The organism is Paenibacillus sp. FSL E2-0178, assembly GCF_038593005.1.
GTDB lineage: Bacteria > Bacillota > Bacilli > Paenibacillales > Paenibacillaceae > Paenibacillus_AQ > Paenibacillus_AQ phytohabitans.
The window spans coordinates 1,531,286-1,557,145 of the sequence record NZ_CP151953.1; the positions used below are offsets into that span (position 1 = coordinate 1,531,286).

General features: G+C 51.1%; 21 protein-coding genes and 1 other annotated feature. Of the genes, 10 read left to right on the forward strand and 11 right to left on the reverse strand.

Annotation, left to right across the window (positions count from 1 at the left end):
* Nucleotides 1-5: 5 nt before the first annotated feature.
* Nucleotides 6-752 (reverse strand): glycoside hydrolase family 16 protein, encoded by a 747-nt coding sequence (locus tag MHI42_RS07245; protein ID WP_342423316.1) that lies wholly within the window; start codon nt 750-752, stop codon nt 6-8.
* A gap of 149 nt (nt 753-901) precedes the next feature.
* On the opposite strand from MHI42_RS07245, the gene MHI42_RS07250 reads away from it, so the two are divergent.
* The 8 genes from MHI42_RS07250 (at nt 902) to MHI42_RS07285 (ending at nt 12,930) form a co-directional block, all read left to right on the forward strand.
* A complete protein-coding gene (locus MHI42_RS07250; RefSeq protein ID WP_342423317.1) occupies nt 902-1,822 on the forward strand; it encodes an ABC transporter permease subunit in 921 nt (306 codons plus the stop codon).
* Nucleotides 1,823-1,879: 57 nt separating this feature from the next.
* The gene (locus MHI42_RS07255; RefSeq protein WP_042136063.1) at nt 1,880-2,764 is read left to right on the forward strand and encodes a carbohydrate ABC transporter permease; all 885 of its coding nucleotides are present in this window, start codon (nt 1,880-1,882) and stop codon (nt 2,762-2,764) included.
* A 45-nt stretch (nt 2,765-2,809) separates the two neighbouring features.
* Entirely contained in the window at nt 2,810-4,480 is a 1,671-nt protein-coding gene (locus MHI42_RS07260) for an extracellular solute-binding protein (RefSeq protein WP_342423318.1), read from the forward strand.
* 140 nt (nt 4,481-4,620) lie between these two features.
* Nucleotides 4,621-6,459, forward strand: coding sequence for a histidine kinase (locus MHI42_RS07265; protein WP_342423319.1), 1,839 nt, complete (start codon nt 4,621-4,623; stop codon nt 6,457-6,459).
* Between the two features lies 1 nt (nt 6,460).
* A complete protein-coding gene (locus MHI42_RS07270; protein WP_342423320.1) occupies nt 6,461-8,056 on the forward strand; it encodes a response regulator in 1,596 nt (531 codons plus the stop codon).
* 566 nt (nt 8,057-8,622) lie between these two features.
* A complete protein-coding gene (locus tag MHI42_RS07275) occupies nt 8,623-11,265 on the forward strand; it encodes a family 16 glycosylhydrolase (RefSeq protein WP_342423321.1) in 2,643 nt (880 codons plus the stop codon).
* Nucleotides 11,266-11,473: 208 nt separating this feature from the next.
* Complete coding sequence (locus tag MHI42_RS07280; protein WP_342423322.1) at nt 11,474-11,968, forward strand: sigma-70 family RNA polymerase sigma factor; 495 nt, start codon at nt 11,474-11,476, stop codon at nt 11,966-11,968.
* Entirely contained in the window at nt 11,965-12,930 is a 966-nt protein-coding gene (locus tag MHI42_RS07285; RefSeq protein ID WP_342423323.1) for a hypothetical protein, read from the forward strand. The genes MHI42_RS07280 and MHI42_RS07285 overlap by 4 nt, the downstream gene beginning before the upstream one ends.
* Before the next feature lie 401 nt (nt 12,931-13,331).
* Here the strand turns inward: MHI42_RS07285 and MHI42_RS07290 are convergent, their stop codons facing one another.
* From MHI42_RS07290 to MHI42_RS07325, 8 genes are all read right to left on the reverse strand, one after another.
* Entirely contained in the window at nt 13,332-13,862 is a 531-nt protein-coding gene (locus MHI42_RS07290; protein ID WP_340987733.1) for a hypothetical protein, read from the reverse strand.
* Nucleotides 13,859-14,278 carry a MerR family transcriptional regulator gene (locus MHI42_RS07295; RefSeq protein WP_340987735.1) on the reverse strand — a complete coding sequence of 140 codons (420 nt, stop codon included), beginning with the start codon at nt 14,276-14,278 and terminating at the stop codon, nt 13,859-13,861. Before MHI42_RS07295 ends, MHI42_RS07290 begins: the two co-directional genes overlap by 4 nt.
* 156 nt (nt 14,279-14,434) lie before the next feature.
* A complete protein-coding gene (locus MHI42_RS07300) occupies nt 14,435-15,178 on the reverse strand; it encodes a hypothetical protein (RefSeq protein ID WP_342423324.1) in 744 nt (247 codons plus the stop codon).
* Between the two features lie 41 nt (nt 15,179-15,219).
* Entirely contained in the window at nt 15,220-17,640 is a 2,421-nt protein-coding gene (gene helD / locus MHI42_RS07305) for an RNA polymerase recycling motor HelD (RefSeq protein WP_342423325.1), read from the reverse strand.
* 299 nt (nt 17,641-17,939) lie between these two features.
* On the reverse strand, nt 17,940-18,533 hold the full coding sequence (locus tag MHI42_RS07310) for a flavin reductase family protein (RefSeq protein ID WP_342423326.1): 594 nt from the start codon (nt 18,531-18,533) through the stop codon (nt 17,940-17,942).
* A gap of 29 nt (nt 18,534-18,562) precedes the next feature.
* The gene (locus MHI42_RS07315) at nt 18,563-19,501 is read right to left on the reverse strand and encodes a ring-cleaving dioxygenase (RefSeq protein ID WP_342423327.1); all 939 of its coding nucleotides are present in this window, start codon (nt 19,499-19,501) and stop codon (nt 18,563-18,565) included.
* 363 nt (nt 19,502-19,864) lie between these two features.
* Nucleotides 19,865-20,338, reverse strand: a complete 474-nt coding sequence (locus MHI42_RS07320) for a GNAT family N-acetyltransferase (RefSeq protein ID WP_342423328.1) — start codon at nt 20,336-20,338, stop codon at nt 19,865-19,867.
* An 18-nt stretch (nt 20,339-20,356) separates the two neighbouring features.
* Nucleotides 20,357-20,842, reverse strand: a complete 486-nt coding sequence (locus MHI42_RS07325) for a GNAT family N-acetyltransferase (protein WP_342423329.1) — start codon at nt 20,840-20,842, stop codon at nt 20,357-20,359.
* Nucleotides 20,843-21,022: 180 nt separating this feature from the next.
* Nucleotides 21,023-21,281: a binding site (T-box leader), on the forward strand.
* A gap of 44 nt (nt 21,282-21,325) precedes the next feature.
* Between MHI42_RS07325 and MHI42_RS07330 the strand changes: the two genes are divergently transcribed.
* Both MHI42_RS07330 and MHI42_RS07335 read left to right on the forward strand, forming a co-directional pair.
* Nucleotides 21,326-22,324 carry a tryptophan--tRNA ligase gene (locus tag MHI42_RS07330; RefSeq protein ID WP_342423330.1) on the forward strand — a complete coding sequence of 333 codons (999 nt, stop codon included), beginning with the start codon at nt 21,326-21,328 and terminating at the stop codon, nt 22,322-22,324.
* A gap of 95 nt (nt 22,325-22,419) precedes the next feature.
* On the forward strand, nt 22,420-23,241 hold the full coding sequence (locus MHI42_RS07335; RefSeq protein WP_342423331.1) for a methyltransferase domain-containing protein: 822 nt from the start codon (nt 22,420-22,422) through the stop codon (nt 23,239-23,241).
* Nucleotides 23,242-23,544: 303 nt separating this feature from the next.
* On the opposite strand, the gene MHI42_RS07340 is transcribed toward MHI42_RS07335, so the two are convergent.
* Together MHI42_RS07340 and MHI42_RS07345 are read right to left on the reverse strand one after the other, a co-directional pair.
* Complete coding sequence (locus tag MHI42_RS07340) at nt 23,545-25,143, reverse strand: hypothetical protein (protein WP_342423332.1); 1,599 nt, start codon at nt 25,141-25,143, stop codon at nt 23,545-23,547.
* Entirely contained in the window at nt 25,136-25,849 is a 714-nt protein-coding gene (locus MHI42_RS07345) for an ABC transporter ATP-binding protein (RefSeq protein ID WP_039308926.1), read from the reverse strand. The genes MHI42_RS07340 and MHI42_RS07345 overlap by 8 nt, the downstream gene beginning before the upstream one ends.
* Nucleotides 25,850-25,860: the final 11 nt, after the last annotated feature.

Consider the following 25,860-nt stretch of genomic DNA (forward strand, 5'->3'; position numbering starts at 1 on the left):
CTGCCTCAATGCTGATACAGCCGGATGCTTGACACTGTCATCACCGCCGGAAGCGCAGCTTCGTCCACCGCCACATTGTCATACCAGCCGCCCACTGCAAGATTAAGCAGCAGATAAAAAGGCTGATCAAAGGGCATCACCCCCGGCTCCAGACTCCGCTCCGCGAAGCACTGCCCGTCGACCAGCCAGCGCATGGAACCGGCTTCCCATTCCAGCGCATACTCCCGGAACTCGTTAATCGTTCCGTTCTCCAGCTCATAGGTGAACTCTTCGACGACTTTATGCGCAAGATCCGGTCCATAATGCAGCGTTCCCGCTATCTGCCGGGGCAGGCGTCCCTTCGCCTCCAGCATATCGATCTCCCCGGAGGCGGGCCAGGGCCCGTAAGCCTGATCCTGCGGAAGCAGCCAGATGGCGGGCCAGATTCCCTGCCCCACCGGCAGCTTGGCTCGTACGACCAGCCTGCCGTAGCAGAAAGAGAACTGGTCCCGGGTATCCAGACGGGCCGAGGTATACGCGAAGCTGCGTCCATCCTGCTCCACAGTTTCGCGGCGCGCACACAGCTGTAGGCCTTCTCCTCCGATAGACAGATTCCCCGGATTCCCCGTATAAAACTGCTGTTCCCCGTTGCCCCAGCCCGGATACACCGGCTTGCCGTCATTGTCTAATAAGTCGTTGCCCAGGCGGATATTCCAGCTCTGCAAATCCGCATTTCCGCTTAGGAAATCCTGCTCCCATACAAGCTTGTTCATCCTTCGCACACTCCCTTCAGTTAATCACAGCATACTTAATTTCCAGGCCCGGTGGGTGGAATCCAAAAAATTGGGATAGGGTCAATAATCATGGCCTTTTTTCCTCAACCCTTTTCTCATACGATGAAAGAGGAAGGGGGGCACAGCACATGTTCCAATACAGAACGGAACAAATGAAAGCGCTTGTCAGGCAGTGGCAGCTGCAAAGCATGGTAATACCGGGCATTATCTGGATGTTCATCTTTTGTTATATCCCTATGTTTTGGCTGATCATTGCCTTCATGGACTTCAGCATCGCGAAGCCCATGCTGGAGTCGCCGTTTGTCGGGCTGAAGCATTTTCAGGATTTTATGACGGATGACCGGTTTTGGCGCTCGATCCGCAATACCCTCGGGATGAGTACGATTAAGCTCGTACTTGGTTTTCCGATCCCCATTATGTTTGCCCTGCTGCTTAATGAAATCCGGAGCCTCCGGTTTAAGCGCACGGTGCAGACAATCTCGTACCTGCCCCATTTCATCGCCTGGACGATCTTTGGCGGAATCGCACTCAACTGGCTGGGGGAGGGCGGTGTCATTAACCAGCTGATGATGGCGATCGGGTTCCAGGACCGGGAAATCCTGTTTAACAGCGACCCTAAGTACTTCTGGTGGATTACCTTTTTCACCGATACGCTCAAGGAAACCGGCTGGAGCGCCATTATCTACATAGCAGCCATAGCCGGTATTGATCCGGGGCTGTATGAAGCAGCCGAGCTGGACGGGGCGAACCGCTGGCAGCGGATGTGGCATATCACCGTGCAGAGCATCCGTCCCACGATCGCTATTCTGTTCATTCTCGCGGTCAGCGGGATCCTCGGCAGTAACTTTGAGCAGATCTTCATGCTTAAGAACAACATGAATATGAAGATGGCGGAGAGTCTCGACCTCTACATCTACAACATGGGGCTGGTCTCCGGGCGACACTCCTTCTCCACCGCCGTCCTGTTTGCCCGCTCAATCGTAGCGCTGGGGCTGCTGCTGTTGGCCAATCAGACCTCCAAGAAGCTGACCGGCGACAGTATTTTTTAGAAGAAACGGATTATGAGCGGCGAAGCCGACTCCACCTGGAAAGGAGACAACAGATTCATGGCAAGACGCGGAAGATTCCGGCGGATTGGCGCTTTTGAGGTCGGCAATACCCTGCTGATGCTGGCGGTCTGCTTTCTGACGCTGTACCCGATGTGGTTTGTACTCGTCAACTCGCTGAATTCACCGGCGCAGGCCTCGCTGGGTACCGTCAACTGGTTTCCCAAAGAGCTCTCGCTGGCCAGCTACAGTGTAGCCTTTAATGATAAGACGCTGATGAACGGCTTCTACATCACAACCATGCGTACGGTGATAGGGACTGTGGTGCATGTGCTGTTCACCGCTATCGTAGCTTACGGAATGAGCAAGTCCAATCTGATGGGCCGCAAGCTGTATCTCAAAATCTCTTTGATTACGATGCTGTTCTCAGGCGGGCTGATCCCCTCCTTCATTCTCATGACGAAGCTGGGCCTGTATGATAGTTTCTGGGTATTCATTATCCCTTCCATGTATACTTTTTTTAATATGGTTATATTTATGAGCTTCTTCCGCACCATTCCAGACAGCCTTGAGGAATCAGCCAAGGTGGACGGGGCTTCGGATTATGGCGTCCTGTTCCGGATTGTCCTGCCCAACAGCATGGCTGTCATTGCCACCATTTCCCTCTTCTCTGCAGTCTATCACTGGAACGACTATTATCAGGGAGTCATCTATATCCATTCCCAGGAGCTGCTGCCGCTGCAGACCATGCTGTACAAAATCATTGCCGAGAACTCCATGTCCTTCATGCAGCAGCAGGCGATGGCGCAATTCGGCGCAAGATTACCCGGCAACTCGATCAAATTCGCCTCCATGATGGTAGCCACGCTGCCTATCCTCATCTTCTACCCTTTCATCCAGCGCTATCTGGTCAAAGGTGTGATGATAGGTGCTATTAAAGGCTAGCCGTAATGAACCATTCTACACACATACAGAAAGGATGATTATGCCGTGAAAAGCAAATCTGTCAAACCATTCTTAGCCATCATTCTGGCCGTAATCCTGACGTTAACTATGGCCGCTTGCAGCAACAATTCCGCGAATAAGGAAAGTTCACCCACGACTGCGCCGCAGGCTGATACTACAACGGCGCCTCAGGCAGAAGCTACTCAGAATCCCGATGAACCCGCCTGGAAGCTCGATACCAGCCCTATCGATTTAACCTGGTTTGTTGGAGCGAACTGGTATGCACACACCTGGGGCGAGAGCCTGGCTTCCAAATATGTGACGGAGAAAACGGGTGTCAATGTCAAGCTGGAGGTCCCTTCCGGTGAAGCTAACGAGCAAATTACTCTAATGATGACCTCGGGCAAGCTGCCGGATCTCATTTCTATGGGTTCCTGGGAAACCGCTGTCAAAAAGCTGTGGGAAGGGGATCATGTCTATGCCCTCAATGAATTGGCCGATCAGTACGACCCTTACTTCTACAAGGTGGCAGGTGATGGTACGCTGAAGTGGTACCGCCAGGAGAACGGCAACACGTATGGTGTTCCGAATGACTCCTACAGCCCCAATCTGATGCATGAGACCGGCATGACGGCCGCCAATCAGACCTTCCTGGTCCGCAAAGATCTGTACGAGGAAATGGGCAGTCCGGACCTCAGTACCCCGGAGGGCTTCCTGGGTGCGCTGCAGCTGCTGAAGGATAAGTATTCCGAGTATAAGGGTCAGCCTATGAGCCCCTTTTTCGCCCAGGGAAATGTCCCTTACGGGATGACGGAGTATCTGCAGAATCTGCTGGCCGTTCCGCATGAGAAAGACGGCAGCGTATATGACCGTGTGACCGACCCGGATTATATCGCCTGGCTCAAAACCTTCCGTACCGCTTACGAGCGCGGACTGATTAACGTGGATTTCCTGGTGGATTCCGATACCCAGGTGGAAGAGAAAACGAACAACGCCCGCTACTTCATGATGATCCGCGAATGGACCGGCATGACCGCTGTCAATCCGATGCTGGCTGCGGGTGCTAATCCGGACTCCAACTACATCGCAGTTGACGGGCCGCAGAACAGCAAAGGCGACAGTGCCAAGCTGTTCCCCGGCAACATGGACGGCTGGATGGTAACCATGATCAGCAAATCCACTGAGAATCCGGAGCGTGCGATCCGCTTCCTGACCTACCTCGCCAGTGAAGAGGGCCAGCGAGACCTGTTCCTCGGCAAGGAAGGCGAAACCTGGGATACGGTGGACGGCAAACCGCAGTTGAAGGCTGAATTCGTTGACATGCTGGGCAGCAATATTGAGAAGCTGGAGAAGGAATACGGCATACTGGATACCTACTGGATGATGCGCAACCCTGTTATCGTCAACCAGTGGAGACCGGAGAAAGCGCCTGTGATCAAGCAGATGGAAGACTTCGCGAACGCACAGGCCGATATCAACAGCGGTATCTATAAAGGACTGGACCCGCTTGGCGATTCGGATGTAGCGGTGGCCTGGGCGCGCATCTCCCAGAACTGGGAAGAAGTACTCCCTGAGCTGATTACGGCCAAGGACGAAGCTGCTTTTGACAAAATCTTCGACAGCTTCCTGTCCCGCCGCGACAGCTACGGCTTCGCACAGGTGAAGGAATACCGCCAGACGGAGCTGGACGCACGCAAAGCCAAAATGGCGGAATAATGTCTTGAACTATGCCGGCGGCCGGAATGGCGGCCGGTATTCCCTGCTTAGAGGGGTTTCCCCCCTTAAGCCGCAGCGCCTTATTACCTACCAGCCGGTTTGTAATATATGGTATATTACAGGGATGGGAGGTTAACCAGATGAAGTATTTGCTGACTACGATGAGGAAGCTTTACCGGAATTCCCGCATCTCAACCAAGCTGTTTCTGGCCTTCAGCCTCATGATTGCCATACCTGCGATTGTGGTCTCCTTTTTATTCATCCGTACCCAGGAAAGCCAGCTCTACAAGGAAGCTATGGCGGAGGGCAGCAATCATGTCGCACGCCTGAATGAACGGCTGCGCAGCCGGATGGATATTCTTGAGAACGCTTCCTCCACCGCTCTGACCCAGAAGGCATTTGTGGATTTCATTCATACCAATATGCGCGGGGACGGCCTGCGGCTCGTGAAATTCAAGCAAAACCAATATGAGCAAATGCATAATATCATTCAAAGCCATGAGCTGATAAGTGAGCTAAGCTTCTATGTCGATAACCCGGATGTATACGAAATCTGGCCTGAAATCTACCATTACAGCAAGTTTTGGCCGCAGGATTACTGGATGACGCTCCGTGATGAAGGCGGGGCCGCCTTCCGCTTATCCGCTTTTAAGGATGGCGAGGATACGTTATCCTACTACAGGCTGGTGCGGCCTCAGGGCCAGCAGCAGAAGCTCCCCACCATTATGGAAATCCGCGCCAGGCACAGTGTTTTTTTCAGCGATCTGCTTGAAGACACGGGCGGTGATTTCTTCAGTGTTGTAATGGACGGAACGAGTGCTTTCCGGAATGTATACAATCCGGGGCATGAGTTCCCGCAGAATGCCGGGGAGAAGCTGGACGGAATTCTTAGCCGGATTCACGAACAGCTGGATGTGCTGCAGCAGAATAACCCGGTTAAGATCCATTCGGGGGATCAGACCTACTACGCGCTGTATCGCTACATCGCCCCGCTCAACGCCTATGTGGTCGATATTGCCTCCCATCAGGCATTGATGCAAGGCCCGCGGAACTGGTACCTGATTGTGATCGCCGTCACCTCCTGTGTGCTGCTGCTTATGCTGCTGCTCGTTTCACAGATGACCCGGCGTATATTCCGGCGGCTGGAGAAGGTGCTCGTCTCCATGCGCAAGGTACGCAGGGGGCAACTGGATGCGAAGATTGATACAGGACTCCGGCATAACGAAACCGGTGACGAAATCGACTACGTGGCCGTCAGCTACAATAATATGCTGGACGAAATCCGGCACCTGATGACACAGGTGGTGGATAAACAGCTTATCGCCAAGAACGCGCAGCTCCACTCCCTGCACTCACAGATCAATTCCCATTTCCTGTACAATGCCCTGGAGTCGATCCGGATGCATGCGGAGGTCCAGCAGCAGCCGGCTATGGCTGGTGCACTGGTCTCTTTAGGCTCACTGCTGCGTTACAGCATGCAATGGCGCAGTGATACGGTTGCCCTCAGTGAAGAGCTTGCCAACATCCACAGCTATATCCGGTTCATCAACTTCATGGAAGGCGGAAGCATTGAATTGTCGGCCGCTCTTCCCCCGGAGGTGCAGCGCTATACAATTCCCAAAATGTGCATGCAGCCTATCGTCGAGAATGCCGTGCATCACGCAGCCCCTGCAGGCGGCAGTGTACATATCCAAATTACTGTTAGGGTTGAGAATGACAGCCTGCTGCTGATCGAGGTCCGCGATGACGGCGCAGGCATTGATCCGCAGATGCTGGTGAAGCTCCAGTCTGTGCTGCGGGGCGACTCGGATACGCCGATTATTACCAGCAAGAACGGGCTGGGTCTGGAGAATGTGCATAAGCGCCTGCAGCTGCATTACGGCAAGGACTGCGGACTGTGGATTGACAGCGTGCAGAGCGCCTATACCTGCGTAACCATACGGCTCCCTTGGGAAAATGTGAATCTTGGAGGATGGTAGCATGATCAATATTCTGGTTGTGGATGATCAAAAGCAGATCCGTGACGGCCTGCAGGCTATGCTGCGCCAATTCCCTCTGCAGCTTGACCATATATACAGCGCTGTAAGTGGAATTGAGGCACTGGAGCTATTGCGTCAGCACAGCATCCAGCTGGTGATTACCGATATCCGGATGCCTGACATGGATGGACTGGAGCTGATGGCGCAGACCAAAGAGGAACGCATTAAGGTTGATTATCTGATTATTAGCGGGTACAGCGATTTCGCCTATGCCCAGAAGGCCATTGAGCTTGGGGCTAAGGGTTATCTGCTCAAGCCTGTGAAACGGGAGGATTTGCAGTCCTCCGTGGAGCATGCCTGGCAGGAAATTCAGACGCGAATGTCGCTCTCGCGTAATCTCGAGCAATTGTCCCGCCGCGCCATGGAGACCGACCGTAAGGAGCTGCGCATGTATATGCAAGGCGCGGCGGGTGATGAAACGTGGATTGACGCGACTGAGCAGCAGAGTGCAGAGCTATGGAGCAGCTACCGGCTCTGCCTGCTGCGCGAGGAGCTATGGATTAACCAGCCGGGTACCAGCAGCAGCCATAGCATAGAATCTACTGCTTACCGCGTATATGGCAGACAGGGTTGTATCTGTCTTCAGCACCGTCCCCACCTGATCCTGGCGGTTGATGCAGCCGTAGATCCGGGGGTATTCCCTGCTGCGCTCCAAGCCGAGCAGATGGAGGCCATTACTGCAATGACCAGCCCGCAGCATGGATTAAGGGAGCTTCCGGGCAGCTATACGCTGGTATTGGAGCTGTACCGCCACAGCTTCCTGTTTCCGGATAAGCTATGCCTCCTGCCCGCGCATATTGAGCGGCTGGAGCAGCAGTGGGAGCTCCCCTATGAGGAGCTGTATGCCCTGTTCCAGTTAACCGGGACCAAGAACAGCGGCAGAATCACCCAAGGAATCTCCAGCCTATTCCATAAGGATGTGCTGCAGCGGAATCACATCCGGTACACACAGCAGCTATGCCGGGCCGTAGTCCAGATGATGGAGGAATATGAGCGTGTAATCCGCCCGTACATGGGAGAAGAAGCGCTGGACTTAGACTCTCTGCGCAACCTGTTCGACTATCCGGGCATCCGCGATTATATTCAGGCGCTGCAGCAGCAGCTGCTCCGGCTGAACCAATTTTATTATGAATACAAGTGCAGCTACCGCAACTCTCAGGACTTGAACGAAGCCATCCGTTTCATCCACGAGAATTACCACAAGCCGCTGGATCTCGCGATGGTGTCCAACCATGTGTCGCTGAATTACGCTTATTTCTCCAACCAGTTCAAGAAGAATATCGGCAAAGGTTTCGCCGAATACCTGCGTGATGTGCGTCTGGATAAAGCCCGGCGTCTGCTTGCAGAAACTGACCATAAGATCGTCGAGATTGCCTCCATGGTCGGATATGAAAGTTACAAAAGCTTCACACGGGCCTTCCGGGATGTGATGCATATGCAGCCCACGGAATACCGGCAGCTGATCCGCCGGAAGCTGGAACGGGAAGAAGATTACCGGGACAGCGGGCTGCAAATCGAGCAAGACTCCACTAAATAAGTCCACCAATACAGTGTAGATTTAGACCATAGAAAACCACGCTGGCAAAATACTTGCAGAGGGTTTGCCGTGCCACGATTATCGTTATGGTACATGAGCATAGACGGTAGACGGTAGGCGGTAGGCGGTAGGCGGTAGGCGGCTTAATTGTACTTCGTACAACTAAAATGGCTGATTTACTACCAGTTATCCGTTTAGCTGTATTTTGTACAATTAAAACCTCCACTTGTCTTGGTTCTCACCTATCCGGGCAGATTTAGTTGTATAGACTACAGTTATAAGAGTCACGCATTCCTTTTCACTGTTTTTAATTGCACGTTATACAGCTATCACTGAATATTCACTTAGAACAGAACTCCATCAATTGCTGCAATGTTGAATACACTCACTTCTTGAGTTCTGAACTGTAGGCGCAATAGCGTCTGCCTATAAAGCAAAAGCCAAAAAATTGGGTCATAACAAAAAGTATTGTCCCTTTTAGCGCGATAATAGATTCGATAGAATAAAGATGTTCTCTCACATGTAAGCGGTTACCTTCACTACCATTTAATTAAAGGAGGGCAAGTATGAAGCGACTTCACCTAACGGATATCGGATTTAAACAGAAGGTATTATGTTTGTTCCTGAGCTTGGTGATGCTGGCCGGCATCGGCCTGGTACCTGCTTCGAGAATTCAGACAGCAGCAGCAGCAGGCGTCACTGTTAGCTCCATGACCTATTTTTCAGCGGCAGACGGTCCAGTCATCTCCAAATCAGGGGTAGGACAAGCGAGCTACGGCTTCGTCATGCCAGTGTTCAACGGCGGCTCCGCTACCTGGAGTGATGTGTCGGACGATGTGGGCGTCAAAGTGAAAGTAAGCGGCAACTGGATAGACATCGACAGCGCAGGCGGCTATGTCTACAATCAGAACTGGGGCCACTGGAGCGACGGCGGGATGAACGGCTACTGGTTCACGCTCTCCGCTACAACTGAGATTCAGCTCTACTCCAAGGCTAATAGCGCGGTCACTCTTAATTACACACTGGCCTTTCAGAACCTGAACACAACAACCATCTCGGCTATGGCTCCTACACAAGGGCCGCAGATTACAGCAGGCTTTACAGGCAGCGCAGGCTTTACTTACCCTACCTTCAATAATGATCCGGCCTTAACTTATGAAGCTGTGGCGGATGATCTGAAAGTATACGTGAAGCCTGTTAACAGCAGCACCTGGATTGATATTGATAATAACGCAGCCAGCGGCTGGATCTATGACAGCAACTTCGGCCAGTTCACCGATGGCAGCGGAGGCTATTGGTTTACCGTTACGGAATCCATTAATGTCAAACTGGCCTCTAAGACCTCTTCCGCGAGTCTCATCTATACCATCACCTTCAATACACCTGTCAGAAATTCATATGTCCTATCAGCATATGACGGTACGGCTTACACAGCGGATAACAACGGCTCCATCGGCTTCCCTCTCCCTAAAATAGACGGAGGCGCACCGGTTGGCAGCGAGCTTGGCAAATTCGTCTATCAGATCAAGGCGGGCGGCCAGTGGGTGGATCTGAGCAATTCCGGCCAGAGCGGATTCGTCTATGCCGGTAACGGCTATAACAATATGTCCGCTGCCAACCAATGGGGCTATTGGGCCGATTACATCTATGGCCTGTGGTTCCAGCCGATCCAAGTGAATATGGAAATCCGCATCGGGTATCCGCTGAACGGGCAGCAAGGCGGAAATGTCGGCAGCAATTATGTCTATTACACCTTCACCGGTAATCCCAATGCCCCGCGTCCCGATGAAAGCGACCAGGAAGATATTGCGCTGGGAACACCAACAGACCCGGCTGTGGCCGGGATGAACCTCCTCTGGCAGGATGAGTTCAGCGGGACAGCGCTCGACACCGGCAAGTGGAATTATGAACAGGGGTACTATATCACTAATGACCCTAATAGCTGGGGTTGGGGCAATGCGGAGCTGCAGCATTATACTAACAGTACCCAGAATGTATTTGTCCAGAATGGACAGCTGAATATCATGGCCATCAATGAACCGAAGTCCTTCCCGCAGGACCCGAGCCGGTATGCGCAATATTCCTCCGGCAAAATCAACACCAAGGACCATCTGTCCTTCCAGTACGGCCGGGTGGACATCCGCGCCAAGCTGCCTACAGGCAATGGCATCTGGCCTGCACTGTGGATGCTTCCGGAAGACGCTGCTTACGGGGCATGGGCCGCATCCGGTGAAATCGATATTATGGAAGCCAAGGGACGGCTTCCCGGCACGACCAGCGGCGCCGTACATTTCGGCGGACAATGGCCTGTGAACCGGTATATCGCCGGTGAGTATCATTTCCCTGAGGGGCAGACCTTCGCGAACGATTATCACGTCTATTCCATGGTCTGGGAAGAAGACAATGTGAAATGGTATGTGGACGGCAAATTCTTCTTCAAGGTCAACAGAGAGCAATGGTATTCCGTAGCAGCACCGAACAATCCGAATGCCCCCTTCGACCAGCCCTTCTATCTGATTATGAATCTGGCAGTCGGCGGACATTTTGATGGCGGGCTCTCCCCCGCTCCGTCTGACATCCCGGCAACGATGCAGGTAGATTATGTACGGGTCTACAAGGAAGGCAGCGGCGGCGGGAATCCCGGCAACCCGGGCAACGTTCCGGTTAGCGGTGTCTCCGTAACTCCTTCCACCGCCCAGGTGCAGGCCGGACAGAGCATCCAGCTGACCGCCAATGTGGCGCCGTCTGGTGCGACTAACAAACAGGTTGCCTGGACCGTATCCAACAGCACTACCGCCTCCGTGAGCCAGAGCGGCCTTGTCACCGGTCTTGCAACAGGCACAACAACCGTTACGGCTACAACGGCGGACGGCAACAAAACAGCCACCAGCACGATTACCGTGGTGCCCCCGCCTGCAACTGTAATTGTGATCGGCGATCAGGTGCGCGGCCTGAAGAAAACAGGCAATAACCTGCTGTTCTATGTGAACGGCGCAACTTTCGCCGATCTGCATTACAAAATCAACAACGGCGGACAACAGAACGTGGCCATGACCTCCACGGGCAACGGCAACTACACCTACGCGGTAAATAACCTTCAGCAGGGTGATAACGTGGAATACTTCTTCACCTATAACCCGGGTCAGGGAGCGCTGGATTCCCCATGGCAGACTTATGTGCATGGGGTGACCCAAGGAACCCCGGAGTAGGAAGAGCATCCTGGCACAGATAAGCGGCTGAACGTATGGCCGCTTCATATGACCGCTAATACAGGGGATGGGGAAGTCTTAGGACTTCCTCATCCCCTGTTCTATTTCACTCAAGGGCCGGTAATGCAGCCCAAATAAATTTTGCGGAAACAAAATGTGACCAAATGCCGTCCTTAAGGGTGTTATAGGTAAAGGAGGGCATAACCTCATGCAGCAACCCATGACCCGGCCGGGCAATCATGTGATACAAAGTTACGAGGTCTACTCAGATATGCTGTTCCGGATTGCCCTGATCCATCTGGGCAGCCGCCAGGATGCCGAAGAAGCCACGCAGGACACCTTCATCAAGCTGATGGAGAAAGCTCCCGCATTTAAGGATGACGAACATCAGAAGGCATGGCTGATCCGGGTAATCACCAATCATTGTAAAAATCTGCTGGGCAGAGGCTGGCGCAAGCGCGAAGTCAAGCTGGAGGGTATTGAGCCGGTTGCGGCCGACACCCCCGAGGATATGGCGATTCTGCAGCTCGTGCTGGCGATGCCGGTAAAGTATAAAACGGTGATCCATCTGTATTATTACGAGGATTATCCCATCCAGGAAATCAGCAGGATTCTGCAAATCAGCGAGTCTGCCGTGAAGATGAGACTTCAGCGGGGACGTCAGCTGTTAAAACTGGAGCTGGAAGGAGCGGAACCGGAGTGAAGGAAGAAGAATTTCGCAGAAACTATAAGAAAGCGGTGAATTCAATGAAATCCAGTGAAACCATGAAACAAGGATTAACCGATAAAATGGAGCAGAAACGCCGTCCGCGTAAAATGGTCTATGTGGCAGCAAGTGTGCTGCTCGCCGCCGGAATCGGATTAGCCGGACCAAGCATTATGCAGCAGCTGAATGGAACAGCCTCCCCGGGTCAAGTGGCTCAGGTAGACCCGGGCACACCTGCTGCGGGTACTTCCGCCAGCATCGTCATTCCCAAGATAGAGCTGCCGGATAAAAGCACCGGTGTTTCAGCAGATATGATCGCCCTTGTCGTATATAAGGGCAATATCTATACTCAAGCGGCGACCCGTATCGATGCGGCCGATGCTGCAGCACTGCGCGGCGAGAAGCTGGGCCGGACGACCGGCGGCATTGATGAATGGAGCGGCAAGGATGAGTATATCGAGCTGGCCTCCAATATTGGCGAAGCGGATATCTATGCCGTAAAGGGATACGATTCCGGATTCCTGGTGATGTCCTATACGGAGATTGACGGCCAGGTATATGCGGAGCTGTATGAACACACGAATGGTATTACTGTAAGCAGCGGCGCTGATCTGTTCGGCAAGCTGAATCTGGAAGGCCGCATTGCCTCCGCCCAGTGGGAGAGCTTCAGCAGCTGGAACAACGGCCAGCAGCAGTACCTGCCGCTGCCGGAGGGTGCCGCGCTGGATGGCTTCCTGAGCGCACTTAATGCCGCCAAACCACTGGCAGCAGAGCCACTGACGGAGCAAGGCATCTATGACAGCGAAGACCGCAAGATCATCTACCTGCAGCTGGATGACAAGGCCCGGGTCGAGCTGACCCTGTTCGGCCAGGGACTGGTACGCTACGGCAATGCTCCGGTATTCTTGGAGGTCGAATCCGGCGCTTTCCAGGCGCTGTGGAACAGCATGAATCCTTGAGAGCTGCCGCTTAAGTGCAACAGCCCACTTCCACCAGAATCAGGTGCACTTTTACCCCTGAATTACCTCTTCAGCGGCAAACAAGTGGATAAAGGTATCTTAATTAGCCCAGTTCCATGGGATATACGGAAGCAAGTGGAAAAACAGCATCTAATCTAGTTAGTTTTCGCTACTGTGGATGAAATGGGCAGATTTAAGTGTTGTTTTTCCAACTGTTGGTTTAGATGCTGCCATTCGTTCATCAGCAAGTGGAGGAAATCCAACTAATTCCGCTTCCCTTCTGCGCTTATCCAGTTCGTTCTAATCCCCTAACGGGTGTATTGGTTTTCCAGCCAGCGGTCATTTGTCCGCTGGCTCTTCTTTTCTTAGCCATGATGGGCAGGATTTCCAAAAATACGGTACTATTCAATTGCCCCTTCGACGCGGTACTTCTTCTCCCATTCGGATACAGTACTGGAGTCAATCCTGATCAGCTTGACCGGGGGGTACTCATTATTCTCGTTCATCTGACCGTTGCCTGGCAGCAGATGCAGTTCTTTAATTCTGCGCACCACTTCCTCATCGGTATGAATATCTCCGGACTCTTCATCAGATACGACCCTAAGCGGGATCGTCTGTCTGATACCGGTGACCGATCCTCCACAGTCTTTGTATGACAGTTCAACAGTAATATAGTGCATCCCGCAGGGGATTGGCTCCAGTGTATAAATTTCGAGGAACAGATCCGTTGCGGCCAGCGGCTCAAGAACCGATATCACCCCGGCGTTGTCTTCGTCGGCACCATTTAGATTACGCGTCCGGTGAAATCCTGCCGGCAGAGTAATCTGCACCCGGACATTCTGGACTGAACCCAGCGGAGCAATCTGAAGCCAGAGATGATTCATGCCTTCTTCATTTTCAATTGCAGATTTGGCATAGCGGACTTGTATCATGAGTGTCCCTCCTCCTTAAGTAACCGGTTGACGGTTTCGATCATCTTTTCTTTCAACGCTGGCGGGATACGCGGACTCACCGAGAGAATCACATCTTCATTGACAACAAGTATTTCGTTCTGGATCATCTGGTCTGACTGATACAAACGCAGATTCTCACCAATCTTAATCACTTCATCCATCCCCAGATCCGCTAATTTCTCTTGAGCCGAGGAGAGTGTGTCGCCGCCCTTGGACAATACCAGAATGGCTCGTAAATAATGCAGATGATTGTCCGTATACGCCCGCTTGTTGCCAACCAGCTCGAGCGGCGGAAGCATACCAATCTGTGTGTAGTACCTGACTGTCCGTAAATTCATTTGCGGATCTTCGCTTTGCAGTACTTCGGCCAATTGCTTCGCGGTATACGTATTCATAAAATCACCCTTCTTAATGAAACCAGTTACAGTCAACTGTATCGGTTACAGTCTAGTGTAACGTTGTGAAATTGTCAATAACCAAAAAACCAGCTGCTGCGCAGCCGGTCGGTTACTGTTCATATTTTCTGTATCATATGGCATTCAGAGCATTCTTCATTTACTACTAAGCGCACGAATCTTATTTCGCATGGACTCCTGCTGGCTGGCAAACTGCTTATGTCGATGTCCGTTGGCGCCGGAAGGATGAGGGAATCCCCACAGACAGTCTCGTGCATCCAGCATCCCGTCCGCTACCAGCCGCTGAAGCACCTGCTCTACATTTTTGCCCAGAGGAATGATTAACGGCTGATTCATGAGACTGAGTTCATCTTGCAATGAGCGTAAGGCAGTCTGGTTCAGAAAAGGATTGGTCAGCAGACTGGGATGGGTTCCGTTATAATTATTCCCCGCCACAAAAACCGGAAACCGCAGCAGAGAAGTGGTGTGCAGCAGCTCATGCTGATCCTGAAACAAATCTCCGCAAGATCCGGTACCCAGATATCGGTGCAGTTCAAGCGCGTCCAGCATGTCAATTAGATGGGTTCTCATTGTTCCGGCAAAGCCGGCCGCTTCCTTCGCCAGCCTGCACACTGCCTCATCGGAGAGTCCGGTCTTAAGGCCGGCTTTGGCTGCCTGCAGCGCTATTCTCATTTGTGTCCATCCGGGTGTAATTCCGATAATCACTACTTTGGCAGCAGGATTGACATACTCGTTGTGCGGAGCATAATACATTTCAAGCAGGCCGCTGCGCTTCATGAGCAAGTCACTGGCCAGCAATTCCGCTTTGGACAGCATTTTATCTTCCGGGAGCTCAAGAATCGTCTGTTTATACTTGTTCAAATGACTGGAAATAAGCATGCATCCACTCCTTTCAAGAAATCTCAGGGTATAACCTGCGCTTAGCGCTCCGCCAGTTCATACAATGCCGGGTCTACCTCCCGGATGAAAGGCGTCCATTCCCCCGTCGTGTACAGCTGAAGCACATGCATCGCCCGTGTACATGCGGTATAAAAAAGCTTCCGCTCGTTCTCTCTCTGATACGTTTGCGTAGAAGCATCGTAGATCAGCACAGCGTCGAACTCCACGCCTTTGGCCAGATAAGCAGGAATCACCAGTACCCCTTTCTCGAAAGTAGGCGTGTTCTTCGTGATCAGCCGCAGCTCAGCGGCGCCTCCGGCGGTCAACTTCTTATAAGCTTCTATACTCTCAGCCGCAGTCTTCGTAATCACGGCAATTGAAGTGTACCCTTCCGCCTGAAGCGTGGCAAGATCTTTCACTATGCGTTCCGCCTTCATCTCATGGCTCTCCAGCTTAGTTAGAACAGGCTTTCTGCCTCTCCGCTCAAAAGGGACAATCGCCTCACCGCCGGGCAACAGCGGCTTCGTGAACTCCACGATCTCATAAGTTGAACGGTAGCTCCGGACCAGCTGATACTGCGTAGTCTCCGCCTCTCCATACAGCTGAACCAGCGGTGAACTCTCACCTGACAGATTCGTCGCCTGGGTGAAGATCGCCTGGCCGAAATCACCAAGAACCGTCATACGGGCGCGGGGAAACAGCTTTTTGAGAAACTCATACTGGAACATGGAGTAGTCCTGGCCCTCATCAACGAAAATATGCCGCACCTGCGTGTTCGTCCGGACGCCTTCGATCAGCTCTTTTAAATACAGATAGGGTGTCGCATCTTCATAAAAGAGTTCCTGCCCGCTCAGCTTCTCCTTCGTCTGCACACAGATCTCCGGCCAAAGCTCCGGCACCGCCGCTTCACCTGTCATTTCCCTGTAGGCCCGTTCATCAGTGAACAGCTGGCGGTATAACCCGCTCATGTCGATAAATGTGAACCGCTTGATTCCCCGTCTCAGAGGTCTGAACTGCTCCTTCACGATCATCTCGCCCAGCAGCTCTTCCTCCCGTTCGGCGTAATCAAAATCACTCTCGTCCAGCTCGCGCTTGTGCACCAGCATTTCCTGAAGCCGGAGGTATTTCTCGGCAAAGTCAAACACCCCCTTCTCTCTGTGCAGCATGCCGTATACCTTAGCGTATTGCTCATTATCGAGGTAATTCATCTCCTCCTCTACCCAGGACGCTCCCTGCTCTTCCTTTTGCAGTCTGGCCAGCTCTTCCAGCAGCCATTTCTGCACCAGGGTGACGCGGTTCGGCAGACGAATCGAAGGATCATAGCTATACAGCCTGGTCTTGATCTGCTCTCCTGAGATCAGCACGCGGTCCCGGAAACAGATGTCGTTAAACAGCATGCCCTCTTGCTTGAGCCACTGCGAATAGCCCTGAAGTGCCCGGAGGAAGGCTTCCGATGCCTTATATTCAATGGCTTGAAGACGGGACCCATAACCCCTGTCCTGCTCCCCGGTCAATACATATTCAATCTGATCAAACGGATCTTCGAGCCGGAATTCCGGATTTAGCCAAGTTTCCAGATATTCCTGAAAGGTCGTCTGCTGCATATTCTCTTCACCCAGTTCGGGAAGTACAGTAGACACATAGCTGTTGAACATCGGGTTAGGCGAGAACAGCACGATCTGATCCGCCGAGAGCCGCTCGCGGTGTTTATACAGCAGGTAAGCTACACGCTGCAGCGCTGCTGATGTTTTGCCGCTGCCGGCCGCTCCCTGCACAATGAGCATCTGGCTGTTATCGTTGCGGATGATCGCATTCTGCTCCGCCTGGATGGTTGCCACGATACTTTTCATTTGGGCATCCGCACCCTTGCCGAGCACCTGCTGCAGCAATTCGTCGCCGATCGTTACATTCGCATCGAACAGATGCTGAAGCTGGCCGTTACGGATCTGGTACTGCCGCTTCAGACTCATTGTTCCGCTGATCCGTCCTCCCGGTGTGTCGAAGGCTGCTTTTCCCGGCGGATAGTCATAGTACAGGCTCGCAATTGGGGTGCGCCAGTCATAGACCACAAAGCTCAGTCCGTCTGTATCGACGAAGGAGGAGACCCCGATATAGACCTGTTCTTCAGCACTCTGGCCATCCTCATGAAAATCAATCCGCCCGAAATAAGGGGACGGCAGCAGCCGCTTCATATTCTTCCACTGCTGCAGCTTCCGCGCGTGGCTGCGTTCCCGCTCAGATAAGACGGCATCCTGCTGAGTTATGGTAAAGAAGCTCTCTTCAAAGTCTTCCTGGGTGCTGGTATTCACCGTTACCTCTTCCCAGAATCTTTTGCGGATATCTGTTGCCTGCTCCTTTAACCGGCCAACCTCCGGCTCCAGGTTAGCAATCCCCGATTTCAGCTTTTCTTTTACCTGCTCCAGCCACTCCTGTTCCTGCTCCCAGCTGCTTATCTTCTCCATCACCCGACCACTCCCTTTTCTTGAATGATATTCCTTATCTTCCCCGCTGCAATAATCCCAAACTGGCGGGTTGACAAACCGGATGTCCATTTGCTATAATTAAAATATAAGTAAGATGCATAACCTCCGTTCTTTTTTTAAAAAAATCGACAGTTCTTTAACATTAACATACTACTTCTTTGTATGCAATACTTTCCGATACATAATTAACCCTGGCGCTTGCGCCAGGGTTTTGTTGTTCAAATATAAGAAACTGAGTATAACAGACCTCCTACGGCTGCCTGCTTACCAGCACAGCCTTAAACCGGGCGCTCTATGGTAAAAACCTCACCAATCCCCACATAATTATTCCCTGCCAGGCGGCTTACCGCCCCTAATTTCACCGGATCAATTCTTCCCTGTTCGTAGATATCCTCATCGACATGAAACTGTACAATCCTGCCGATAATCAGGTCATTATTAGGCAGCTCCACACAATGCTCAAATGTACATTCCATCCGCACCTTCGCTTCCTTAACCCCTGGAACAGCAATCTTCAGGCTATCTACAGGCGTCAGTCCCGCTAAAGCAACTTCACTCTGGTCCGGAGGCAGGGGCGCTGCGGTGATATTCACCTGCCCGACATTCTGCTGATCCACAATATGAACGACAAACTCCTTCTTCTGCTTAATATTCCGCGCCGTATCCTTGGACTGGCCCGCAGCATGCTGAATCGAAATGGAGATCATCGGCGGGTTGGAGGAAACAATATTGAAGTAGCTGAACGGCGCACCATTCAAGATCCCCTCTCCCGACATCGTCGTCACAAAAGCAATCGGCCGCGGGATAATGCTCCCGGTCAGAAGCTTATAATTATCCCGCTCGCTATTCTGCAGTGGATCAATTGAAATCATCTTAGCATCCCCTCTACTCTGAAAGTCGGTTAATCTACTGTTCTTACGGTAAAAGGCAGCAATACCTGCTCAAGCTGTTCTCTGTGCGGCTCATATTGTGCCGGCAGCATCAGGTGGCTGCCCATCGTTTCCGGCGTTTCGTCATGGGCGAAGCCCGGAGGATCAGTGGCGATCTCAAACAGGATCTCCCCATGCTCTCTGAAGTAAATAGCATTGAAGTAATTCCGGTCCTGAACTGGCGTTACCCCATATCCATTATCATGCACATAATCCTGCCATTCAAGCTGATCCTGGTCATCCTTCGCTCTCCAGGCAATATGATGCACGGTGCCGACACCCATTTCGCCGCGCTGTACCGCTGTTACCTTCAGTTCAACCACATTTCCGATATCCGCAGTGGAATGGTAACGGGCGACATCGCCTTCTTGTCCTACGAATGTAAGTCCCATCACCTTCTCCAGCAGCTCAGCAGTCTGCTCCGGATGTGTGGACAGCAGTGTCGCACCACCGAAGCCCTTAATCGCAACCTCCGGAGTTACCCCGCCGAAGGTCCATTCGTTACGCTCTCCAGCCTCCCGTTCCACCAGTTCGAGATGAAGACCGTGGGGATCATCGAATTCCAGATACTGCTCGCCAAACCGCTCCATTTCGGTAAAAGCAACCTTGAACTTCGTCAGTCTTTCTCTCCAGAAAGCCATCGCCCCTACCGGAATCACATATGAAGTAACGCCGACCTGCCCCCCGCCGATTTTACCCTGATATGCATCTGCCCAAGGGAAGAAAGTAATAATCGTCCCCGGCTTGCCGCCATTGTTGCCGAAGTAGAAGTGATATGTCCCCGGATCGTCGAAATTGACCGTTTGCTTAACCAGCCGGAGTCCCAGCACACCTGCATAAAAATCCATATTTTCCTGCGGATGGCCGACAATTGCGGTGATATGATGAATGCCCATAGTTTTTTTGTTCATTTAAATTCACTCCTAATTAAATTTGATTAGCTTAGAATAATATTTTATCTTCACTTTAAGATATTAGGTTGAATATTATCTTTAAGTTAAGATAATTTATATTCTCACTTTACTTTTTATTATTCCGCTTGTCAAGCACTTGTCTATCTCTCTTACTATTTACAATCCTGCACAAAATACAACATTCTCCTCCCAAAAACGCCCATAATCGAAAATTGTTGTACGGAATGCAGCATTCCGCCTCCTCCAAGCCGCTGAAAGAGATAATTCCTGCATTTCATACAACAATCCCCTTGAATACTTAGGTATCTATGAATCAAAGTTGCAATATATACAGCATTTTATACTTTTACAACGTGAGCCTTAAATAAGCGTTTTTTCATAGAAGCACAAAGTCAGCTTGTCATTGATCTCTTTGGTCTCACCTGTTCTTCTGTAACCCAGCTTCTCATACAAGTAGCAGTTTCTTTCCTCTTGCATTACGGTATCCAGCTCCCAGACTTTAGCTTCGGAATAGATCTGCTCGATCAAGGCAAACACCCGCTGGGCTATGCCCAGACCCTGGTATTCCGGCTGGATAAATATCCGTCCGACACGAAATACGGCATTCTCTTTTCGGACCACTCTAATCGCACCAACTGCCTCCCCGGAATACCGGATGATGTAATAATCTACACAAGCTTGATTGAGCCGCTCCACTACTCTGTATACAGTCTCATTAGCAGGGTTCGTATCATAATCCTGATATTTCTCGAGCAAGGGCAGGAATGCCCGGGTCTGCATTTCATGAATCGCTGCCGCATCTTCCGCTACCGCTTCACTTAAAGTAACTTCCATCCTATGTACCTCCAGATTTTATACAAAATATACATAATCCAAGTGTTCGCCGACCATCCCTGCAATATGTTGATTCGGCCTTGTCTGATACATGGTGAATCCGATACTCTCATACATCCGCCGGGCAGGAACCAGATCATCATTTGTTGTCACAATAATTTTCCGGACATCATTTTGGAGGATTCTATTCACGGCTTCTTGCAGCTGCATTTTACTGTAACCTTTACCTTTGTGGGCTGAAGCAATGCAGTTATGGCCGATTTCTGCAACCTCAGGCAGGTTCCTCGGGTCCCAGGAAACGAAGCCGACAGCTTCATCGTGCAGCGTTGTGATGAACCCGTATTTATCTGCAACTGGCGGATTGTCAAAGAAAAAGTTATCAAATTCCCGCCATTCAGCAAGGCAGCTTTGCTCATACCGGCAATCAAAGGCATAGGCATCTTTCAATAATTCAAACAATATTCCCCGTTGAAAACTGCTCACCTTCTTAAATTCAATACCCATGCCTCGCCCCCTCGCCATTTCCTCAATAATTCACTTCCAAACATTACATTGAATTACATCATTCTACCATGACATATTGCATGTAAGCCTTGAATACAAACAGGAGGCACATCACTAAAAGCCCTACCAATTGACATTCACCCTAAGATGTTGTAAAAATACAGTAATACATTAGTATACAACTTTGCAATGACGAAGAGAGTACGCATAACGAATACTCCAGAGAGCTGATGATTGCTGCGAATCAGTGTAGGGATTATGCCGAAGTGGGCTTCTGAGCATCCAAACCGAACCTTCAGGAAGTAGGCTTTGGCGAAGGTCTCATCGTTACAAGAGACGCGTATTCAGGGCATTTAGCAGTGTCGCGATACGTTCAAGCGGGTCCGGATCACAATTCGGGCTAATTAAGGTGGTACCACGGGGTTCTCTCGTCCTTTTCAGGATGAGGGGGCCCCTTTTTGATTACATAAACGGAGGGATAACATGAGTAAGGAAATTGTATTAACCGGAATTAAGCCTACCGGCAAAGTCCATCTGGGGAATTACATCGGGGCGATCAAGCCTGCACTGCAACTCGCCGGGGCAAGTGATTGTACTGCACTTTATTTTATCGCTGACTATCATGGATTAACCTTCATTCAGGACAGAGACGAGTTTCGTAATCTCTCTCACGGTATCGCAGCTACATGGCTGGCACTGGGACTGGACCCGGAGCGGGTAGTCTTTTATCGTCAATCTGATGTGCCGGAGATCTTCGAGCTTCACTGGATTCTATCTTGCCTGACGTCCAAAGGTCTAATGAACCGTGCCCATGCGTACAAAGCTATTCATGAACAAAATATACAAGCGGGCGTAGATGCGGATACCGGGGTCAATATGGGCCTCTACACCTACCCGGTTCTGATGGCTGCGGACATTCTGCTGTTCCAGTCTGACAAGGTCCCTGTCGGTAAGGACCAGATTCAGCATGTGGAGATCGCCAGAGATATTGCCGAGGGCTTTAACCGGATTTATGGAGATACCTTCAAGCTCCCTGATTATAGGGTCGATGAGAACACATCCGTGATTCCAGGGCTGGACGGGCGGAAGATGAGCAAAAGCTACAATAATACGATTCCGCTGTTCGAAACACCAGAGAAGCTGAAGAAGCTGATCAGCAAAATCAAAACGGACTCTACGCCTCCCCAGGAACCGAAAGACCCGGATACGTCTAATATTTTCTTGCTGTACAAAGAGTTTGCGGCTCCCGCTCAAGTACAGGATTTCAGGAAGCAATATCTAAGCGGCATTAGCTGGGGGGAGGCCAAACAGGAGCTGTTCCAGGTGATCAATGCTGCTCTGGATGAACCCCGGAAGAAATACAATGAGTTCATGGCAGCGCCAGAGCAGATCGACGCAATCCTGAGTGAAGGTGCCCGGAAGGCAAGAGCCCTAGCTGCTCCTTTGCTTGCGCAGGTCAAAGCGAAGATCGGGCGTTTTTAAATAAGCTCCTTGGAGCAGAGTTTAACTCAAACGGACGGTATGGTAAAATTATCAAATTCAAACTTTTACAAATAGCCGGTTGGGAGGCAATAGCTATGAACGCACGTAACTCCACGTATAATTTCCAGAATGTCAGTAACGGGGCAGAATCAGAACTGCTGCGCCTGCAGGAACAGGCTTTGATGGGCTGGAACAAAGAGTACCGCACCTTGCAGCAATTCGGATTGGCAGACGGGATGAAGGTTCTGGAGGCTGGTGCAGGTCCGGGATTCGTTACCGCCCAATTGCTGGAGCACTTCCCGCACAGTGAAATCACAGCCCTTGATATCGATGATGCTTTACTTGAAGAGGCCAAGCTCAGGTTAAGCCACATCCCCGAATCACGGCTTACCTTCGCCCATGCTTCGGTGTATGAGACTGGACTGCCCGGCAATCAATACGATTTTGTTATTGCCCGTTTAATTTTTCTTCATCTATATAACCCGCAGCAGGCAGCAGCAGAGCTTAGACGTGTCCTCAAACCAGGCGGCAAATTGGTCATTATTGATGTGGACGACGGTGTCTTCGGGGCAATCGAGCCTGAGATAGGAGTTATGCCTTCTATTATCCAAAAGCTGGCCCAGCAGCAGGCTTCAAGAGGCGGTAACCGCAATATCGGCCGAAGCCTGCCGCGCCTGTTATCCGGCTCCGGCTATACAGACGTAGATATGGATGCCATCCTCCAGCATAGCGATCTGCATGGTATAGAAGGCTTCAAACGTCAATTTGATATTAACCGGTTCACCGGGTTCTATAAGAAAGGGATCATTACGGAATATGAGTATGAGGAATTGAACAGAGCCTATGAACAATTCGACCGCTCCCCGGATGCGCATGCGATGATGTTATTTTTCATGGCCTGCGGTACTAAACCTTAATAGAGTACTATAGCATTCCGTTTAGTCTTGGTGAGCTATTGTCATAGACAGCACAAAGAAACCACTTCTTTAAAAGGTTTAATCCTACTTTAAGAGTGGTTTCTTTTGTATAAAATCGTTTCCCGCTTAAACAGCGGAGAGGACGGAATGATTGTGGAAAAGCGGCAGCGGTCGCCTTTGTCCCCGGATTTTCACCGCTAAGGAGAATCAATAAAATCTGGGGACAACAGCGATTGGAACAACAGTCCGTTCGCGCAGCGTCCACCCAAGTGCTCACGTTGATCCTGCTCAAGACAACAATGGCTACAACCTCAGAAACAACCGTTCCCCGCTAACCTGTATATATCTGTACATTCCGGCGCATACCGCTGCCATAAGGATTCCATAGCCCAGTAATATGAGATTTCCATTCAACGTACGAAGCAGCATGAACAGCGCGGCCGGAACAACCAGACTGATGAACCCCAGAATCATCGATACCAGCACCGCTGCGCTCTGCTTGATCGCCGTTACCTCACTTGTCCAGTCCAGCTTAGGCAGCTTCAGGTTCACAATCACGCCCAGCATGGCAGAATAACAAGCGTAGATCACCGGGATCACAAGCATTAATATACTTTCCATCCATCCGGCCTGCAGTGTATAGATAAGCAGCACCCAGCTCACGGCAATGACCGGTAGCGTAATGGTGAGATTCACAGCTACTTTGCTGAGTATAATGGCGGGTTTAGAGACGGGCGAGCTTTGTAAAATCCACAAATGATTCCCTTCCAGCGAAATCGAACTCGCCGTAGTGCAGCTCAGAACCACAAATAAAGAAACCACAAGCGGACTCAGCGTGCTCAAATACTCCGATAGCTGCGGAATGTCGAGCATGACGCCAAGCTTCTCCGAGCTGACGAACAATAAGGAAACCGACATTACCAGCAATAGAACCATACCGATGCCTGTGTTCAGCACATAATTGGCTGAGCTGAAATAGCGGCGCAGCTCTTTGTGATACAACGCCTTAAAAGCAGAATTCGCCTGCAACGGCTTCATCGTATACCTGCTGCCTGAGTGGCTGGTCATAAGGCCTGTATGAATGGCTTTGTACCGGGTTGCCAGCACGGCGGAGAAGAGTACAAATGCAAGGACAGACAGGGCAATGAAGAAGATCAGTGAACTTACCCGGTATGAGCAGACTGCATCGACATACACGGACGCCAGGGGATACAGCTTAAAGATCGCATCACCCAGCCCTGCCCCCATATCAGCAAGCTCCTGCTGGTCTCCATTAAGATTAAATGAACCCAGCATGAAAAGAATAAGGACGGCAAAAGTGAACACTACACTAATCATCTTGCTTGCTCTAAATCTCGAAGACACCCAGCTGATGAGTGCGCCAATGATCGTTGCCGCTATAATCGGCAGCAAGGTGATGAATAAGAGCGTCATTAGAAAGAACAGATAAAACAGCACTCCCGGATTCACTTGTATCGCATACACCGCACCCGCAGGCAGCATAACCAGCAGTGTAAAAAACAGATTCATCACATACAGCTGAAGCACACGGCTTGCCACCACATGACTCGTCTTCACCGGCAGCGACATGATCATATCATAATCCTTATAGCTGAATAATACCCCGCTTGCCTTATAGACCGTGGTGAAGAACCCGACAATCGAGGTAACGGCCATCATAATCGCCAGCAGCAGATCCATTCGCCCCAGCTCTTCAAATGCCATCGCCATCATGAAGCTGTAGCTGAAGGAGAACGCCCCAATCATAAGCACACCGGCCATAATCGTTATGCTGAGCAGCAGCGCTTTGCGTCTCTCTGCCGGGTCTTTGATATGCAGCGCTTTATTCAGGCCGAAGGTGGACAGCAGCTGCAGCTTCGTCAATCTCCAGATATTAATCATTGTCGATCAGCTCCATGAATACTTCCTCAAGGCTGTTCTTGCCCTTCACCTCTTCAGTGCTGCCATGGGCAATCAGCTGGCCTGCCTTAATGATCGCGATCTTATTGCAAATCTTCTCGGCCGTATCCAGCACATGTGTCGAGAAGAAGATCGCCCCGCCGCTGCTACACAGCTCAGCCATAATGGTTTTCAGCGTATGCGCAGCTTTGGGATCCAGGCCTACAAAAGGTTCATCCAGCACCAGCAGCTTCGGCTCATGAATAAGCGCAGAGATAATCGCAAGCTTCTGCTTCATCCCGTGAGAATACGAGGAGATCATATCGCCCAGATTAGCCGTAAGCTGAAAGGCATCGCTGTATTTTTGAATAAGCCGCTCACGGTTTGCCTTGGATACTCGAAATAGATCGCCGATGAAATTCAAATACTGAATGCCGGTAAGATGATCGTACAGATCGGGGTTATCGGGAATATAGGCAATATTCGCCTTGCAGGCTACCGGATCTTTTTTAATAGAGATTCCATCAATTTCTATTTCCCCTTCTTCAAAATCAAGAACACCGACTACAGCGCGGATGGTCGTTGTTTTGCCCGCCCCGTTGTGTCCGATGAAGCCATAGATATCGCCCCGCTCGACCACTAAGCTTAAGTCATCTACCGCCTTCTTCCCGCCCTTATAGCTCTTCGTAAAATGTTTAATCGTCAGCATGTTCTCTCACC

Excerpts from the sequence above, each read along its gene's own strand:
- MHI42_RS07325 (WP_342423329.1), bottom strand. The coding sequence starts at position 20,842 with ATGGGTATTGAATTTAAGAAGGTGAGCAGTTTTCAACGGGGAATATTG.
- MHI42_RS07270 (WP_342423320.1), top strand. The coding sequence starts at position 6,461 with ATGATCAATATTCTGGTTGTGGATGATCAAAAGCAGATCCGTGACGGC.
- MHI42_RS07310 (WP_342423326.1), bottom strand. The coding sequence starts at position 18,533 with ATGATTTCAATTGATCCACTGCAGAATAGCGAGCGGGATAATTATAAG.
- helD (WP_342423325.1), bottom strand. The coding sequence starts at position 17,640 with ATGGAGAAGATAAGCAGCTGGGAGCAGGAACAGGAGTGGCTGGAGCAG.
- MHI42_RS07250 (WP_342423317.1), top strand. The coding sequence starts at position 902 with ATGTTCCAATACAGAACGGAACAAATGAAAGCGCTTGTCAGGCAGTGG.
- MHI42_RS07245 (WP_342423316.1), bottom strand. The coding sequence starts at position 752 with ATGAACAAGCTTGTATGGGAGCAGGATTTCCTAAGCGGAAATGCGGAT.
- MHI42_RS07340 (WP_342423332.1), bottom strand. The coding sequence starts at position 25,143 with ATGATTAATATCTGGAGATTGACGAAGCTGCAGCTGCTGTCCACCTTC.
- MHI42_RS07335 (WP_342423331.1), top strand. The coding sequence starts at position 22,420 with ATGAACGCACGTAACTCCACGTATAATTTCCAGAATGTCAGTAACGGG.
- MHI42_RS07330 (WP_342423330.1), top strand. The coding sequence starts at position 21,326 with ATGAGTAAGGAAATTGTATTAACCGGAATTAAGCCTACCGGCAAAGTC.
- MHI42_RS07280 (WP_342423322.1), top strand. The coding sequence starts at position 11,474 with ATGCAGCAACCCATGACCCGGCCGGGCAATCATGTGATACAAAGTTAC.
- MHI42_RS07300 (WP_342423324.1), bottom strand. The coding sequence starts at position 15,178 with ATGCTTATTTCCAGTCATTTGAACAAGTATAAACAGACGATTCTTGAG.
- MHI42_RS07275 (WP_342423321.1), top strand. The coding sequence starts at position 8,623 with ATGAAGCGACTTCACCTAACGGATATCGGATTTAAACAGAAGGTATTA.
- MHI42_RS07290 (WP_340987733.1), bottom strand. The coding sequence starts at position 13,862 with ATGATACAAGTCCGCTATGCCAAATCTGCAATTGAAAATGAAGAAGGC.
- MHI42_RS07345 (WP_039308926.1), bottom strand. The coding sequence starts at position 25,849 with ATGCTGACGATTAAACATTTTACGAAGAGCTATAAGGGCGGGAAGAAG.
- MHI42_RS07315 (WP_342423327.1), bottom strand. The coding sequence starts at position 19,501 with ATGAACAAAAAAACTATGGGCATTCATCATATCACCGCAATTGTCGGC.
- MHI42_RS07320 (WP_342423328.1), bottom strand. The coding sequence starts at position 20,338 with ATGGAAGTTACTTTAAGTGAAGCGGTAGCGGAAGATGCGGCAGCGATT.
- MHI42_RS07255 (WP_042136063.1), top strand. The coding sequence starts at position 1,880 with ATGGCAAGACGCGGAAGATTCCGGCGGATTGGCGCTTTTGAGGTCGGC.
- MHI42_RS07295 (WP_340987735.1), bottom strand. The coding sequence starts at position 14,278 with ATGAATACGTATACCGCGAAGCAATTGGCCGAAGTACTGCAAAGCGAA.
- MHI42_RS07265 (WP_342423319.1), top strand. The coding sequence starts at position 4,621 with ATGAAGTATTTGCTGACTACGATGAGGAAGCTTTACCGGAATTCCCGC.